Source organism: Pseudomonas sp. FP1740 (assembly GCF_030687165.1).
GTDB lineage: Bacteria > Pseudomonadota > Gammaproteobacteria > Pseudomonadales > Pseudomonadaceae > Aquipseudomonas.
In genome coordinates, this window is record NZ_CP117461.1 from 5,217,868 (window position 1) to 5,234,853 (window position 16,986).

The 16,986-nt window shown below is 60.7% G+C and carries 14 protein-coding genes; 1 reads left to right on the forward strand and 13 read right to left on the reverse strand.

From position 1 onward, the window contains the following. Positions 1–6 precede the first annotated feature (6 nt). Both pgl and zwf read right to left on the reverse strand, forming a co-directional pair. Positions 7–720, reverse strand: a complete 714-nt coding sequence (gene pgl / locus PSH69_RS23355; RefSeq protein ID WP_305409967.1) for a 6-phosphogluconolactonase — start codon at positions 718–720, stop codon at positions 7–9. After that, a complete protein-coding gene (gene zwf / locus PSH69_RS23360) occupies positions 707–2,176 on the reverse strand; it encodes a glucose-6-phosphate dehydrogenase (RefSeq protein WP_018926464.1) in 1,470 nt (489 codons plus the stop codon). The genes pgl and zwf overlap by 14 nt, the downstream gene beginning before the upstream one ends. A 227-nt stretch (positions 2,177–2,403) precedes the next feature. Here zwf and PSH69_RS23365 point away from each other — a divergent pair, with 227 nt between their 5' ends. Further along, positions 2,404–3,264, forward strand: coding sequence for a MurR/RpiR family transcriptional regulator (locus PSH69_RS23365; protein ID WP_172901244.1), 861 nt, complete (start codon positions 2,404–2,406; stop codon positions 3,262–3,264). A gap of 154 nt (positions 3,265–3,418) precedes the next feature. Here PSH69_RS23365 and PSH69_RS23370 read toward each other — a convergent pair whose 3' ends face one another. From PSH69_RS23370 to edd, 11 genes are all read right to left on the reverse strand, one after another. Next, positions 3,419–4,273, reverse strand: coding sequence for a D-hexose-6-phosphate mutarotase (locus PSH69_RS23370; RefSeq protein ID WP_019581461.1), 855 nt, complete (start codon positions 4,271–4,273; stop codon positions 3,419–3,421). A 116-nt stretch (positions 4,274–4,389) separates the two neighbouring features. Next, positions 4,390–5,736, reverse strand: coding sequence for a carbohydrate porin (locus PSH69_RS23375; protein WP_305409968.1), 1,347 nt, complete (start codon positions 5,734–5,736; stop codon positions 4,390–4,392). A gap of 129 nt (positions 5,737–5,865) precedes the next feature. Further along, positions 5,866–7,026 (reverse strand): ABC transporter ATP-binding protein, encoded by a 1,161-nt coding sequence (locus PSH69_RS23380; RefSeq protein WP_019581463.1) that lies wholly within the window; start codon positions 7,024–7,026, stop codon positions 5,866–5,868. 2 nt (positions 7,027–7,028) lie between these two features. Then, on the reverse strand, positions 7,029–7,874 hold the full coding sequence (locus PSH69_RS23385) for a carbohydrate ABC transporter permease (protein ID WP_305409969.1): 846 nt from the start codon (positions 7,872–7,874) through the stop codon (positions 7,029–7,031). Continuing rightward, a complete protein-coding gene (locus PSH69_RS23390; protein ID WP_018926470.1) occupies positions 7,867–8,775 on the reverse strand; it encodes a carbohydrate ABC transporter permease in 909 nt (302 codons plus the stop codon). Before PSH69_RS23390 ends, PSH69_RS23385 begins: the two co-directional genes overlap by 8 nt. Positions 8,776–8,924: 149 nt before the next feature. After that, entirely contained in the window at positions 8,925–10,226 is a 1,302-nt protein-coding gene (locus PSH69_RS23395) for an ABC transporter substrate-binding protein (RefSeq protein ID WP_018926471.1), read from the reverse strand. 117 nt (positions 10,227–10,343) lie between these two features. After that, entirely contained in the window at positions 10,344–11,603 is a 1,260-nt protein-coding gene (locus PSH69_RS23400) for an AGE family epimerase/isomerase (protein ID WP_305409970.1), read from the reverse strand. 187 nt (positions 11,604–11,790) lie between these two features. Continuing rightward, positions 11,791–13,260: an ATP-binding protein gene (locus PSH69_RS23405; RefSeq protein ID WP_258672610.1), complete on the reverse strand. Its 1,470-nt coding sequence runs from the start codon at positions 13,258–13,260 to the stop codon at positions 11,791–11,793. Continuing rightward, positions 13,250–13,981, reverse strand: a complete 732-nt coding sequence (locus PSH69_RS23410) for a response regulator (RefSeq protein WP_007934711.1) — start codon at positions 13,979–13,981, stop codon at positions 13,250–13,252. The genes PSH69_RS23405 and PSH69_RS23410 overlap by 11 nt, the downstream gene beginning before the upstream one ends. Positions 13,982–14,140: 159 nt before the next feature. Then, positions 14,141–15,094 carry a glucokinase gene (locus PSH69_RS23415; RefSeq protein WP_305409971.1) on the reverse strand — a complete coding sequence of 318 codons (954 nt, stop codon included), beginning with the start codon at positions 15,092–15,094 and terminating at the stop codon, positions 14,141–14,143. Beyond that, positions 15,091–16,917, reverse strand: coding sequence for a phosphogluconate dehydratase (edd, locus tag PSH69_RS23420; protein ID WP_305409972.1), 1,827 nt, complete (start codon positions 16,915–16,917; stop codon positions 15,091–15,093). Before edd ends, PSH69_RS23415 begins: the two co-directional genes overlap by 4 nt. Between the last annotated feature and the right edge of the window lie 69 nt (positions 16,918–16,986).

Below are 16,986 nucleotides of genomic sequence, written 5' to 3' on the forward strand. Positions count from 1 at the left end.
CTTGGTTCATGGGCACCAGTAAATCTCTAACGTAGGTTGCAGAAACGCCCGAATCGGCATGGCGGCGACATCGTCACCGGCCAGTGCGGCGCTCAGGGTGGTCAACTTGGACTGACCGGAAATCGATAGAACGGTGTGCCTGGCTGAAGCCAGCAGCGCGCGACTCATGGTCAGGCGCTGACGCGGCACGGTCGGCGCCAGCATCGGCCAGCAACGACGAGTGCCGTCAACTTTCAAGGCATCGGCCAGGTTCGGGCTGTTGGGGAACAGCGACGCGGTGTGACCGTCGTCGCCCATGCCCAGCACCAGCACATCGATCGTCGGCAATTCGGCGAGCAAGCGATCAGCCTGCTCGGCGGCCTGTTCCAGGTTGGCGGTGGCACTGTAGAGGCTCAGGAACTGGGCCTTGGCCGCCGGCCCTTGCAACAGGTAACGCTTGAGCAGACCGGCATTACTGTCGGCATGCTCCACCGGTACCCAACGCTCGTCAGCCAGGCTGACCACCACCTTCGACCAGTCCAGCGCCTGCTTGGCCAGGTGCTGGAAAAACGCCACCGGGCTGCGTCCACCGGACACCACCAGCGTCGCGGTGCCTTGTGCGGCAATTGCGTCGCTCAGTTGTTTGGCCACTGCCAATGCCAGGCCTTCGGCCAGCAGCATCGGTTTTTTGAACTCATGGGCGCTGACGCCCTGAGGCAGTTTCAATTCAGATATCGCCATACCACGACCTCCCGTCCCGCGTGATCAGTGCAATGGAGCTCATCGGCCCCCAGGACCCGGCCGCGTACGGCTTGGGCGCATCACCGGACTTTTTCCACCCGGCAATCAACTGGTCACACCACTTCCACGCGGCTTCGATTTCATCTTTACGGACAAACAGGTTCTGATTGCCACGCATCACTTCCAGCAACAACCGCTCGTAGGCATCGGGAATCCGTGCGCTGCGCCAGGTGTCGGAAAAATTCAGCTGCAACGGACCGCTGCGCAGCTGCATGCCCTTGTCCAGGCCTTGTTCCTTGGTCATCACGCGCAAGGAAATGCCTTCGTCCGGTTGCAGGCGGATGATCAGTTTGTTGCTGATCTGCAAGCGCTGCTCGGGGGCGAAGATGTAGTGCGATGGTTCCTTGAAGTGGATGACGATCTGCGACAGCTTCTGCGGCATGCGCTTGCCGGTGCGCAGGTAAAACGGCACGCCGGCCCAACGCCAGTTGCGAATGTCGGCACGCAGGGCAACGAAGGTTTCGGTGTCGCTCTGGGTGTTGGAGTTAGGCTCCTCCAGATACCCCGGCACCGACTTGCCTTCGCTGTGACCGGCGATGTACTGGCCGCGCACCACTTGAGTGGTCAGGCCTTCCGGGCTGATCGGCGCCAGCGCCTTGAGCACTTTGACTTTCTCGTCGCGGATGCTGTCGGCGGACAAGTCGGCCGGAGGGTCCATGGCAATCAGGCACAGCAACTGCAACAGGTGATTCTGGATCATGTCCCGTAGCTGGCCGGCCTTGTCGAAGTAACCCCAACGGCCTTCGATCCCGACCTGCTCGGCCACGGTGATTTCCACGTGGGAAATGTAATTCTGGTTCCACTGGGTTTCGAACAGGCTGTTGGCGAAACGCAGGGCGATCAGGTTTTGTACGGTCTCTTTGCCCAGGTAGTGGTCGATACGGTAGGTGCGGTTCTCCGGGAAGAACTGCGCCACGGCATCGTTGACCTTGCGCGAGGATTCCAGGTCAGAACCGATGGGTTTTTCCAGCACCACGCGGGTGTTTTCGGTCAGGCCGACCTTCGACAGGTTCTCGCAAATAGCACCGTAAACCGCCGCCGGCGTGGCGAAGTAGGCAATCACCCGCTGGGCACTGCCGGCCTGCTCGGCCAGGGCGACGTAATCGTCAGCCTTGAGGAAGTCGACATGCAGGTAACTCAAACGGGCCAGGAAGCGCTCGAGCACGGCTTCATCCAGCTCTTTGGCGCCCACGTAGCGACGCAACTCGGTGGCGATGAACGCCAGATGCTGCTGCTCGCTGCCAGGTTCACGGGCCAGTGCGATAATGCGCGTATCCTCATGAAGCAGGCCGGCACCATCGAGTTGATAAAGGGCAGGAAACAGCTTGCGCAGGGCTAGATCGCCGAGAGCGCCGAACAAGGCAAAGGTGCACGGTTCAACCGTAATCGAAGGCATGATGTTTGTTCTTTTATCAAGTTAAGCTACAAATACCTTTTTTCAAGGCATCACTCAAGGGAAAATGTAGTAATAACCACAACATTTTCGCAAAATATAGATTCCGAGTGGTGGTCGGTCGGAGCCATCAGTAGGATAGGCCACCGTTATGGGCCGTATCAAAGGCCCAATTTGCATAGCCGAGCGCTTGTTTGCGCAGGTGAATTTAGGAACCCCATATGGACCGCGTGCGAAATTTACTGGAACAGATCCAGAGTCGCCTCGAAGACCTGAACAAGGCAGAACGCAAAGTCGCCGAAGTGATCCTGCTCAACCCACAGCAGGCGACCCGGTTCAGCATCGCCGCCCTCGCCCAGGCCGCGTCGGTCAGTGAGCCGACGGTCAACCGTTTCTGCCGCTCATTCGGTGTCAGCGGCTACCCTGAACTGAAACTGCAGCTGGCCCAGAGCCTGGCCAGCGGCGCGGCGTATGTCAGCCGTGCGGTGGAAGCCGACGACAACCCCGAGGCTTACACCCAGAAGATCTTCGGCAGCGCCATCGCGTCCCTGGACAGCGCCTGCCAGGCACTGGACCCGAATCTGATCAGCCGCGCCGTCGACCTGTTGATCCAGGCCCGGCAGATCCACTTCTTCGGCCTCGGCGCCTCGGCCCCGGTGGCACTGGATGCGCAGCACAAGTTCTTCCGCTTCAACCTCGCCGTCACCGCCCATGCCGATGTGCTGATGCAACGCATGATTGCCTCGGTGGCCCACACCGGTGAGTTATTCGTGATCATCTCCTACACCGGCCGTACCCGCGAACTGGTGGAAGTGGCACGCATCGCCCGGGAAAACGGCGCTTCGGTGCTGGGGCTGACGGCCGAGGGTTCGCCGCTGGCCAAGGCCAGTACCTTGAGCCTGAACATTCCGTTGCCGGAAGACACCGACATTTACATGCCGATGACCTCGCGGATCATTCAGCTGACCGTGCTCGATGTGCTCGCCACCGGCATGACCTTGCGCCGAGGCGTGGATTTCCAGCCGCATTTGCGCAAGATCAAGGAAAGCCTCAATGCCAGTCGGTATCCGATTGGGGATGAGTTTAATTAACCCCCTGTGGCGAGGGGGCTTGCCCCCGTTCGGCTGCGCAGCAGTCGTAAACCTGGCAAACGCGGCTTGAGCAGAATGTCGCGCTGGTGATTTTGGGGCCGCTTCGCGGCCCAACGGGGGCAAGCCCCCTCGCCACAAAGGTTGTGCGCATCGGCTATGCCCCAACCCGCGCCTGCAAACTCAGATGCGCCCGCTCCCCCGGCGCCAGGCACAGGCTGTCGGTGCCGCCGCTGGCCGCTTCCACACAGACGAACTCGGAAATCTCATTCCAGCTCACGCCCAGCAATGGCCGCGAGCCGGGATGCCAGACCACCGTGTCTGCATGATCACCGGTGTCGATGCACAGTTCGCGCTGCCAGGCGTGGTCCTTGAGCTGCAATTCGCCGTCATGCTGGAACACGCGCTGACACCCACCGTCGACCCGCAACTCGCCTTCCTGTTGGCAAGCCTGGCGGTTTAACTGGTCGTAACCTTGCGCTCCTTCGAGCCCAGACAGCGCTACCTCACCGACGTCACCAATACGCCAATAGGCGTGCAACGCCTGACTCAACTGGCACGGCATGTCGTCCTGATGCTCCGTGCTCAAGTGCAAATCCATGCGTTCGCCCAGGTGCGCGTGCAAGTCCACTTGCCAGTCGCACAGCTGTAACTGCCAGTGCAGGTGCACGCCATCGTCGTCACTGCTGCTGTCGAGTAACTTCCAGTCCAGCAGGCGCGCCCAGCCATGGGACGGCCAGGCGTTTTCGCTTGGGTGGCGGCCATACCACGGCCAGCACACCGGCACGCCGCCGCGAATAGCACCCACGTGCGGCCATTTCGCCGCGCACCACAGCCAGGGTTTCTGACCCTTTGGCTGGAAGTGCAGCAACTGCGCGCCCTGACGACTGAACACCGCCTGACACAGCGGATGGTCGATCACCAGCACGTCGCGCATCTGATAGCGCTCCCACGCAAACACCGGACGTTCGCGCAAGGATTTGAAGAAGCGTTGTAGCGGATGCTCAAGCATGTGCCACGGTCCTGAAAATCATCTGTCACCCGAGGGCGCGCCACCCCCAAAAAAAAGCGGACAGCCATGGCCGTCCGCAAATATGCGCACATAGAGAGGAGCTTATCGCAACAGCGTTAGAACACCGACTGAATTTTCAGGCCGGCGACCAGCGCGTTATCAACTTCATCCACACCACCCGGGTGAGTGATGTATTGCAAGTTAGGACGCACCGTCAGCCAGTTGGTAACGTGGAAACCGTAGTTGATCTCGTAGTTGTACTCGGTGCTACGCAGTGGCGCGAACAGTGGATCGTTGTAGTCGGTGACACCATTGGCGGCGTTGACCAACTCAGAGTTTTTCTTCACGTCATCGTTGACATGGATACGGGAGAAACCGATCCCGACGTCGTCTTTTGGACGCGCATCGAACGGGCCCTTGTAAACAAACATCAACGACTGGTAGTTGTCGACGAAGTTGGTGTCCTTGTCGTGGAAGGTGGCGTTGGCCGCGATGTTCAGACCGCGCGAAGCATCACCGTTATGGGTGGTCAGTTGTTGCTGCGCCACGAACCAGTAGCCGTGCTTGCTGTCATGGCTGCGATAGGCATTGCCGGTGGTCGCTGCATCATTGCCGTCGTCGTCCTTACGGACGTCATTGGCGTCGGCCGTGCTCTTGTAGTAACCGACACGGTATTCGCCCGGCAGGTTGTTGACCTTCGGCGACCAGACCAATTCAACCGGCAAGACGGTGCCCTTGGTGCCACTGCCGCTGAGCTTGAAACCGTTACCGTGCTCAAGTTGCGATGGGTTCTGATTGTACGCGCCGATCTGCGCATAGAACTCAGGCGTGATGTTGTACTTCACGCGAACCGCCGCCTGCATGACCGGCCAGTTGTACCAGATACCGGTCGCCCAGTTACCCGCCTGGGAACCGCAGAATGCCAGATTCTGGAACTCGCAAGGGAAGGTGTTGAAGTCTTCGCCTTCGCCGAAGTAACCAGCCTTGACGTCCAGTTTCCCGTCGAGGAACTGGTGCTTGATCCACAGCTGGGTCAGACGGACCATGTGGCCACGGCCGTAGACTTCCTGGGAGGAACTCAAGGTGCCGGCACGCGGGTCGCCGACACGGTCATTGGAGATGTTCTGACCGTTACGGTTGGTGAGCTGGATCTTGGCCTGGGTGTTATCCCAGCCCCACAGTTTTTGCAGGTCCAGCGCCACGCCCAGACCAAACTGGTCGGCGTAACGCGCCGTTTTGTCGTCGTTGTAGCCGCCGTGCAGGTTGGCGCCCACTTCACCGACATAGTCGGCCTTGATGTCGATACCCTGCTCGATCAGCTTGGTCCGCTCGCCACCCCAGTCCCCCGTCATCCATTGGGAATCGGCACTGAACGCGTCAGCCGCGTGCGCACTACCGGCCAGCATCATCGCCGCAACCGCTGACAATTGGCAGATCAGCTGAGCGTTGTTCTTCTTCTTCATCCCTACATCCTCGTTTTATTGTTATTAACTGTTTTTATCTAACGCGGTTTACATCGATTGCGACGGATGTCTCCATCCGCCACTAATCCCCCCTGTGGGAGCGGGCTTGCTCGCTCCCACATTTGATCTTCAGCGGCCTTTGAACTGGGCCACGTTGGCGCTGTGAGCTTCGGTTTTTGGCAGGCCGGCAACGCCCAGACGCTCACCGGTCTTGGCATCGAACAGCAGCACTTTCGATGGATCGAATTGCAGCGTCAGGGTCTCGCCCGGGGCCGGTGCGACGTCCGGTGCCAGACGGCAGCAGACCTTGGTGTCGTTGAGATTGACGAATACCAGGGTGTCGGGACCGGTCGGTTCGGTGACCTGCACTTCGGCGCGGATGGTTGGCAAACCGTTTGGCTCGCCGTTCGCCAGCACGATCTGTTCCGGGCGCATGCCGAGGATCACTTCGCGGTCTTCGAGACCGGCATCCTGCATGCCCAGCGGCAATTCGCAGCGCGCCTGACCACTGTCGAGCAACGCCAACAGACGGCCGTCCTTGCGTTGCAAACGCAGGGGAATGAAGTTCATCGGCGGCGAACCGATGAAGCTCGCCACGAACAGGTTGGCCGGGTTGTTGTAGATGTCTTTCGGGGTACCGAACTGCTGGATGATCCCGTCCTTCATCACCGCCACTTTGTCGCCCAGGGTCATCGCTTCGATCTGGTCGTGGGTCACGTAGACCGTGGTGGTTTTCAGGCGCTGGTGCATCAGTTTCATTTCGGTGCGCATCTCGACCCGCAGCTTGGCGTCGAGGTTGGACAGCGGTTCGTCGAACAGGTAGATCTTCGGCCGCCGCGCCAACGCCCGGCCCATGGCCACGCGCTGTTGCTGACCACCGGAGAGTTGACCCGGCTTGCGGTTGAGCAGGTGCTCGATTTGCAGCAGCTTGGCCACGCGAGCGACTTCCGCGTCGATATCGGCGGCGGGCATCTTGCGGATCTTCAAACCGAACGCGATGTTTTCGCGCACGCTCATGGTCGGGTACAGCGCGTAGGACTGGAACACCATGGCGATGTCGCGGTCTTTGGGACTCATGCCGCTGACGTCCTGGTCACCGATCATGATCGCGCCACCGGTGATGGTCTCAAGGCCGGCGATGCAATTCATCAGGGTCGATTTACCGCAACCCGAAGGACCCACAAGAATCAGGAATTCACCGTCCTTGATCGACAGCTCAATGTTCTTGAGGGTGTCCGGCAGGCCGGGGCCATAGGTTTTGTTTACATTGCGAAGTTCGAGCGTAGCCATGATTACCCCTTGACTGCGCCGGCCGTCAGCCCGCGCACGAAATACTTACCTGCGACCACATAGACCAGCAGGGTCGGCAGCCCGGCGATCATTGCCGCCGCCATATCAACGTTGTATTCCTTGGCCCCGGTACTGGTGTTGACCAAGTTGTTCAACGCCACCGTAATGGGTTGCGAGTCACCGCTTGAGAACACCACGCCGAACAGGAAGTCGTTCCAGATCTGAGTGAACTGCCAGATCAGGCAGACCATGATGATCGGGGTGGACATCGGCAGGATGATCAAGCGAAAGATGGTGAAGAACCCCGCGCCATCGAGCCGCGCCGCCTTCACCAGCGCATCGGGAACGCTGACGTAGTAGTTACGGAAAAACAGCGTGGTGAACGCCAGGCCGTAGACCACGTGCACGAACACCAGGCCTGTCGTCGTGCTGGCCAGGCCCATCTTGCCGAGGGTGAACGAGGCCGGCAGCAGGACCGTCTGGAATGGCAGGAAGCAACCGAACAGCAGCAGGCCGAAGAACAACTGCGACCCGCGAAAGCGCCACATCGACAGCACATAGCCGTTCAACGCGCCGATGGCCGTGGAGATCATTACCGCCGGAACGGTGATCTTGATCGAGTTCCAGAAGTACCCGTCAACCGTGCCCCAGGCCTTGATCCAGCCAATACCGCTGACCACGGTCGGCCAGCTCAGCAGGTTGCCGGAGTTGATATCTTCCGACGTCTTGAAACTGGTCAACAGCATGACCACCAGCGGTATCAGGTACAGCAATACCGCAAGGAGCAGCACGCCATAGATCGCGATGCGACTCAGGCTGATGGCAGGTTTGGCAGCGAAACTAGTCATGACGTTTGGCCCTCAGCTCGGAGTACAGGTAAGGCACGATGATCGCGAGAATCGCACCGAGCATCAGAATCGCACTGGCCGAGCCCATGCCCATCTGGCCGCGACTGAAGGTGAAGGAATACATGAACATCGCAGGCAGATCGGAGGAATAACCCGGGCCACCGGCGGTCATTGCCGCCACCAGGTCGAAACTCTTGATAGCGATGTGGGCCAGGATCATCACTGCGCTGAAGAACACCGGGCGCAGGCTCGGCAACACCACTTTCAGGTAAATGCGCGGCATGCTCGCGCCATCGATCTGGGCGGCACGGATGATCGATTGATCAACGCCACGCAGGCCGGCGAGGAACATCGCCATGATAAAGCCCGAGGCTTGCCATACCGCCGCGATCACCAGGCAGTACACAACGCGATCCGGATCGATCAACCAGTCCAGGCGAAAGCCTTCCCAGCCCCAGTCACGCAGTAATTTGTCCAGGCCCATGCCCGGGTTGAGCAGCCACTTCCAGGCGGTACCGGTGACGATCATCGAAAGCGCCATCGGGTACAGGTAAATGGTGCGAATGAAACCTTCGCGACGAATGCGCTGATCAAGAAACACCGCCAGCAACACACCGATCACCAGGGTGATGCCGATGAACATGCCGCCGAAAAGCGCCAGGTTCTTGCTCGCTACCCACCAGCGATCGTTGTCGAACAGCCGCTGGTACTGCGCCAGACCTGCCCATTTGTAAGTCGGCAGGAAAGTCGAAGTGGTGAACGACAGGACGAAGGTCCACAGGATATAGCCATAGAACCCCACCAGAACAATGAACATGCTCGGCGCCAGCACCAGCTTGGGGAGCCAGCGCTGCAGTGCATCGAACGGCGAGGCCTTGCTGAACACAGCAACAGAACTCATGGGAAGATCCAGTACGAAGAGAAAGGATTACAAGCGCTTTCCCTTGTAGGAGCGGCCCTCGCGAGCGTGTCGTGCCAGTACCGACATGGGTGCCTGACACTGCACTTTCGCGAGTAGGCCCGCTCCCACAGGGGGGGCGCGGCTAACGGTTACTTGGCCGCTTTAATGGCAGTGCCGAGTTGCTTGGCAGCAGTGGCAGGATCGGCTTTCGGATCGTTGATGAAGTTGGTCACGACATCAAAGAAAGCACCCTGTACCGCCAGCGTGGTCGCCATGTTGTGCGCCATGCTCGGCTGCAGGCCACCGGTCTTGGCGTCCGCCAGGAAGTCTTTGGCAGCCGTCTGGGCGCAGGAGTCGAAACCGTACTTGCCCATATCGCTCAGCATGTCGTTTCGAACCGGGATCGAGCCCTTGTTGATGCTGAAGACTTTCTGGAAGTTCTCACCCAGCACGACCTTGGCAATGTCCTGCTGAGCTGCAGCAGTGCCCTTGTCTTTCTGCTTGAACACGGCCAGCGAGTCGATGTTGTAGGTGAAGGCCTTGTCGGTGCCCGGGAAGGCTACGCACTCGTAATCCTTGCCGGCGACTTTCTTGGCCGCTGTCCACTCGCTCTTGGCCCAGTCACCCATGATCTGCATGCCGGCCTTGCCGTTGATGACCTTGGCCGCCTCCAGGTTCCAGTCCTGGCCTTTGCCGTCGGCGTCCATGTAGGTCGCGACTTTCTTCAGCTCGGTCAGCGCCTTGACCATGTCAGGACCGGTCAGCGCCGCGTTATCCAGATCGACCAGGGCTTTCTTGTAGCCATCGACGCCCATGACCGACAGGACCACCGCTTCGAACACGGTGCTGTCCTGCCAAGGTTGGCCACCGTGGGCAAGCGCAATGAAGCCCGCAGCCTTGAGCTTGTCACCGGCCGCGTAGAATTCCTGAAGGGTGGTTGGCGCTTTTTCGATGCCGGCTTTCTTGAAGACTTCCGGATTGATCCACAACCAGTTGACGCGGTGAATGTTCACCGGCACGGCCACATAGTTACCGTCGTACTTCACGGTATCGGAGACTTTCTTGTCGAGCAGGCTGTCCCACTTCTCAGCTTTGGCAGCGTCTTTCAAGACGTCGGTATCGAGCAGACCGGTAGACGCCCATTCCTGAATGTCCGGACCTTTGATCTGCGCTACGCCCGGTGGGTTACCGGCCACGGCGCGGCTTTTGAGTACGGTCATGGCAGTGGCACCGCCACCGCCGGCGACTGCGCCGTCTTTCCAGGTGAAGCCGTCTTTTTCGACTTGAGCCTTGAGCACATCGACAGCTGCTTTTTCACCACCAGACGTCCACCAGTGAACGACTTCCACCGAACCTTTGGAATCGGCGGCAAGGGCACTGAGCGGGAATGCAGCAACGGGAAGCAGTGAAGCGAGAGAAATGACAGTAGCGAGGCGAGAAATCGCATTCATCTAGTAGTACCTTTCTTGTTGTTATGCATGCAAGTCTGGTGCTTGCGCTGCATAGGATTTTAAACAGGGGATCGCCCTTCGCAGGTAACGAAGGGACGCGCGAATGTCACCACATGGTTACACAGGAGCGCTCTGGGACAATTGCGCCAGCGCACTGGCCATGCTCGGCGCCAATGGCAGGCGCGGGATCAATACGGCTTGCCAGGCGTGATACAGGTCAGGTTTACCGGCCCAGATATCGGCGCTCGGGCGGTTCAGCGGATCGAGCTCGTGATGCCAACTGCCATCGCAGCGATCGATGAAATGACTGTCACAGAATTCCCAGAACAGTCGGTACCAACGCTCGTATTGCTCATCACCGGTGCGTTTTAGCAGCGCACTGGCGGCGGCGCCGGCCTCGCAATGAGTCCAGTGCAAACGATGACGAACCACCGCGCGATTGTCCCAGTCGAGGGTGTAGACAATGCCCGGCGCGCCGTCGACGTCCCAGCCGTGACGGCAATTGTGCTCGAAGAGTTTTTGCGCATCGGTGGCCAGCCAGCCCGGTGTGAGCATCCCGGCTTGCACCCGGGCCGCTTCAAGGTGCAGTAACAACCGCGCCCATTCGAAACCATGACCCGGTGTGGTGCCATAAGGACGGAAACCGTCGGCCGGGTTGTCGTGGTTGTAGTCGCGCAGCGGCTGCCAGTCGCGGTCGAAATGCTCGACCACCAGATAATCGTTGGCGGCGGCGTGTTCATGAATGACACGCTCGACGATGCGCTGCGCGCGAATCAGCCAGCGGTGGTCCTCGGTGACATCGGCCAGGGCGAGGAAGGCTTCGGTGGCGTGCATGTTGCTGTTGGCGCCGCGATAGGCCTCCTCGCAACTGAAGTCGCGGTTGAAGGACTCGCGCATGGCGCCCTCCTCCTCGCTCCAGAAATGGCTGTCGATGATGTGGATCGCCTCATCGAGCAAGGCTTGCGCACCGGGACGCTGGGCAACCACCGCAGAACTCGCGGCCAACGCCACGAAGGCATGCAGGTAAGCGGCTTTGCCGGTATTGCCGTCGCGGTGTTCGGGCGTGGCAAACCAGCCACCGTGTTCGGCGTCACGCAGCGGCCCGCTGAGGGCTTTGATGCCGTGATCCACCAGCTCGGCGAACCCCGGCAAACCCTGGATGTGGGCCATGGCGAAGCTGTGGGTCATGCGCGCGGTGTTCATGGTTTCAGCTTGGGCGCTGGCTGGGAGGCGCCCCTTTTCATCAAGATTGCCGAAACCTTCGGCAAGCTTTGAAGCCCTGGCAAACGCCAGCAGGCGCAGGCCTTCGGCGGCAAGCCATTGCTGATGGGCAGGCGCGTTCAGCCAACTGCTGAAGGCGGGTTGGAAGGTGTCCATGCGGTACCTTTTTTGTTGTTATGACTGGGACCAGTCTAAACAACGGTCGGTGGCGGGCAGGTAACGAAGGGGGCGGCTTTTGTCACCGAGTTGTGACATTCACCCTGATTTTGAAGTGAGTGGTTACTTGTGGCGAGGGGGCTTGCCCCCGTTGGACTGCGCAGCAGTCCCTCTTTCAGGGTCGCTTTCAATCCATTGGTCGCGGCAACTGCAACGTCACGCGCAACCCGCCTTCACGCAGGTTTTGCAGGCTGACTTCGCCGCCATGGCTATGGGCGATGTTGCGCGCAATCCCCAGCCCCAGGCCATAACCCTGCTGCTGCCCGGCCAGGCGGAAGTGCGGCTCGAACACTTGCTCCAGCCGCTGCTCCGGCACACCCGGACCTTCGTCGTCGACATGCAGGACGAACGCGCTCTCGTCGTCATCGATGTGCAGATGCGCGTTCTGCCCGTACTTCAAGGCGTTGTCGATCAGGTTGCCGATGCAGCGCTTGAGCGCCAGTGGCTTGCCGGGATACGGCGCCAGCGCCCGCCCCTGCTGAGTCACGCGGCCATTGCCGTTGGGCGCCAGATACGGTTCCACCAGGCAGTCGAGCACATGATTGAGGTCCACCGGTTCGATGTTTTCGTGGATGTCAGTGTCTTTCACGCATTGCAGCGCGCCTTTGACCAGCAACTCCAGCTCATCCAGATCGCGACCGAACTTGGCTTGCAGCTTTTCGTCTTCAAGCAATTCGACCCGCAGTCGCAGCCGAGTGATCGGTGTGCGCAAGTCATGGGAAATCGCGCTGAACAACTGGCTGCGCTCGGTCAGGTAACGGCTGATGCGTTCACGCATTGCATTGAACGCGCGACCGACTTCCACCACTTCACTGCCACCGCCCTGAGCGACCGGTTCGACGTCGGCGCCCAGGGACATGTCCCGCGCCGCCCGCGCCAATCGCTTGAGCGGTCGGCTCTGCCAGTGCACCAGCAGGCCGATGAACAGGAGCAAGAAGCCGCTGGTGAGTACGATGAACCAGACTTGCTGCGCCGGCAGGCCTTGCTCTTCGAGACTGGTGTAGGGCTCGGGCAACAACGAAGCGATGTACAACCATTCCCCCGGCGCCATCTGGATTTGCGTGACCAGCACCGGTGGGTTCACTGGCTCCAGGGTCAACGCGTAGTGTGCCCAGGAGCGCGGCAATTCATCGAGTTTCAGCCCGCTATTGAAGATCCGCAGGTCTTCGGGGCTGACGAACGTCACCGAAATATCGGCGTCCTGGCCCAGCGACTGGCGCAGCACCTCGTCCACCGCTTTGAGCACCGCTTCTTTGCGCGGCGTGATCGGCAGCACTTCCATGCCCAAGGGTTTGTCGTTGAGGGTCACCACGAACCGGGTGCCGCCCATGCTGCGCAACTGGTCGAGCACCAGCGGCCTGAACGCCACCGGCAACGAGCGGAAATAACTGACGCTGGCCGTCATCGAATGGGCCAGGCTGCGGGCGCTGGTGACCAGGCCTTCGAGCTGGGTGGCGCGCAATTGCGAAACCCAGATCACGCTCGACAGCGTCTGGGCGAACAGCACCGCCAACAGGGTCAGCAGCAACATGCGCCCGAGCAGCGAGCGCGGCACCGGCACGCGCCCGGCGAGCTTGCGCAGAAACTCAGTGGCCATTGCCGGCAACCACGTTGGCTGCCAATTGGTAGCCGCTGCCACGCACCGTCCGGATCAGCCGCGGCGGCTTTTCGGTGTCGCGCAGACGCTGGCGCAAACGGCTGACCGCCATGTCGACGATGCGATCGAGCGGCATCAGGTCACGACCACGGGTGGCGTTGCCGATGGTGTCGCGGTCGAGGATTTCCTGGGGATGATCGAGGAACAGTTTCAGCAGGGCGAAATCGGCGCCGGAGAGAATCACTTCTTCGCCGTCGGTGTGGAACAGCCGATGGCTGACCATGTCCAGCCGCCAGTCGTCGAAGGCCAGCACCTCACCGCCGGAACGCTCCTGACCGAACTGCGCGCGGCGCAACAAGGCTTTGATGCGCGCCTGCAACTCACGGGGGCTGAAGGGTTTGCCGAGGTAGTCGTCGGCGCCCAGTTCCAGGCCGATGACGCGGTCGGCCTCGTCGGAACTGGCGGTGAGCATGATGATCGGCACGTGGGCCTGGCGCGGGTGCTGGCGGATCCATCGGCAGAGGCTGAAACCGTCTTCGTCGGGCAGCATCACGTCGAGGATCACCAGATCGCTCGGCGCCTCGTTCAGCGCCTGACGAAAGCCTGCGCCATCGGGCGTGGTGCGGACCTGGAAACCGGCACGGGTCAGGTAGGTGTCCAGCAACTCGCGTATCTCTTGATCGTCATCGACCAACAAAATCGACTTGTTGACTGAGCTCACGGCGGCATCCTTGTTGTTTGTGTTGGGGAGGATTATGCCTGATCGTGTGTAAATTCGATCGTTCCCACGCTCTGCGTGGGAACGCTTCAAGGGACGCTCCGCGTCCAGTGACGCGGAGCGTCACGGGCTGCATTCCCACGCAGAGCGTGGGAACGATCATTACTGCGCCTGCTCCAGCGCCACACCCGCGCCAACAAGGCCGCAATACGGCGCTGTCACCAGCCACACCGGAATGCCTTTGAAGTAATCGCTCATGCAACCCTTGTCGGCAAAGCACCGGGCGAAACCGCTTTTAACGAAAAAGTCGGCAAACCGTGGAATCACCCCGCCAACGATGTACACACCACCCCGTGCACCGGTGGTCAGCACATTGTTGCCGGCCACGCGGCCGAGCCAGCAGCAGAACTGCTCAAGCACTTCCAGGGCAATCGGATCACCCGCCAGCCCGGCCGCCGTGATCGCCTCAGGTGTGTCGAGCACAGGCGTGTGACCATCCACCGCGCAGATCGCCCGGTAGACCCGCGGCAAACCACTGCCGCTCAATGCCGTTTCAGCGCTGACATGGCCGATCTCGTTGTAGATGTGTTGCCACAGTTGGGTTTCCCGCGGGCTGCTCAGCGGCAGATCGACGTGACCGCCCTCCCCCGGCAACGCGGCAAAACGGCCCTCGCCCAGATCGAGCAACGTGCCTACGCCCAAGCCTGTACCCGGACCGATTACCACTGCTGGCCGCAACGGTTCCGGCGTGCCTTCGCAGACCACCCGGAACTCGCCCGGCTGCAAGCGAGTCATGCCCAGCGCCATGGCCGAGAAATCGTTGACCAGCAGCAGTTGATCCACCTGCAAGGTCTTGCAGAAACCCTTGCGACTGAGCCGCCAGTGATTGTTGGTGAATTTGAATTCATCACCGCTCACAGGGCCCGCCACCGACAGGCACACCGAACCGATCGAACCCGGCGCCAGGCCGAGCCCGCTCAGGTACAGCGCAATCGCTTCTTCCGGGGTGGCGTGGTCTGCCGTTGCCAGCACCTGGACCGATTCCAGCTGCTGGTTTTTCCACAACGCGAAACGTGCGTTGGTCCCACCGATGTCACCGACCAAAGCCAGTTTCAATTAAGCGTCTCCAGGGCAGAAGTAAAGGCGCTGGCGCCTTGCTCTGCGGAGCTGAAGGCCATGCGCATGAAACCAAACAGTTCGCGACCGGTGCCGATGTTGTTGCCCAACAGGCCTTTGGCCGGCTCGCGTGCTGCGAATTCTTCGGCGTCCACCTTAAGCTCCAGGGTGCCTTTGACGCCATCGACGCGGATGATATCGCCCTCACGCACCCGTGCCAAAGCGCCGCCCACATAAGCTTCGGGGCTGACGTGGATCGCCGCCGGGATTTTCCCCGAGGCGCCGGACATGCGTCCGTCGGTCACCAACGCAACTTTGAAGCCACGGTCCTGCAGCACGCCGAGGAATGGCGTCATTTTGTGCAGTTCCGGCATGCCGTTGGAGCGCGGCCCCTGGAAGCGCATCACCGCGACAAAATCCTTCTCCAGCAAACCGGCCTTGAACGCATCGGCCAGGTCCTGCTGATCCTGGAACACCATGGCTGGGGCTTCGACGACCTGGTTTTCCAGGGCGACCGCTGAGACTTTCATCACGCCACGGCCGAGGTTGCCTTCCATCACGCGCAAACCGCCCTCTGCCGAGAATGCGCGAGCCACCGGGCGCAGGATGTTTTCGTCGAGGCTTTCGATCGGGCCTTCGCGCCAGACCAGCTCGCCGTTATCGAGGAACGGTTCCTGGGTGTAGCGGCTCAGGCCGTGGCCGAGCACGGTGTTGACGTTTTCATGCAGCAGGCCGGCTTCCAGCAGTTCACGGATCAGGAACGACATGCCGCCCGCTGCCTGGAAGTGGTTGATGTCGGCTTTGCCGTTCGGGTACACGTGGCTCAGGGTCGGCACCACCTCGGAGAGGTCGGCCATGTCCTGCCAGGTCAACTGGATGCCCGCAGCCATGGCGATGGCCGGCATGTGCAAGGTGTGGTTGGTCGAGCCGCCGGTGGCGTGCAGGGCCACGATGGAGTTGACCAGCGAACGCTCGTCGACGATTTCGCCGATCGGCAGGAAGTTGCCATTCTGCTTGGTCAGGCGCGTGACCTGATGCGCCGCTTCGCGGGTCAGAGCGTCGCGCAACGGCGTGTTCGGGTTGACGAACGAGGCGCCCGGCAAGTGCAGGCCCATGACTTCCATCAGCAATTGGTTGGTATTGGCGGTGCCGTAGAACGTGCAGGTGCCAGGGCTGTGGTAGGACTTCATCTCCGATTCCAGCAGCTCTTCGCGGGTCGCCTTGCCTTCGGCGTAGCGCTGGCGCACATCGGCTTTCTGCTTGTTGGAGATACCCGACACCATCGGCCCGCCCGGCACGAAAATCATCGGCAGATGACCGAAACGCAACGCGCCCATCATCAGGCCCGGCACGATCTTGTCGCAGATGCCGAGCATCAGCGCGCCGTCGAACATGTTGTGGGACAACGCCACGGCGGTGGACAACGCGATCACTTCACGGCTCGGCAGGCTCAGTTCCATGCCCGGTTCGCCCTGGGTCACGCCATCGCACATGGCCGGGGTGCCGCCGGCGAACTGGCCGACGGAGCCGATTTCGCGCAGGGCTTTTTTGATCTGTTCAGGAAAGACTTCGTACGGCTGGTGCGCCGAGAGCATGTCGTTATATGACGAAACAATTGCGATGTTGGCGGAGTTCATCATCCGCAAGCTGTGCTTGTCGTCGCTGCCACATCCGGCCACGCCGTGGGCGAAGTTGGCGCATTGCAGCTTGCCACGCATCGGGCCGTCACTGGCGGCGCCACGGATCAATGCAAGGTAAGCCTCACGCGTGGCGCGGCTGCGGGCGATAAGCCGTTCGGTGACCTCAAGGACGCGGGGATGCATGTGTAGAACTCCAGGCTAACGGATGTGGCGACCTGATTGTCTATGCTGATCAAACGCCGTTGTGATCGG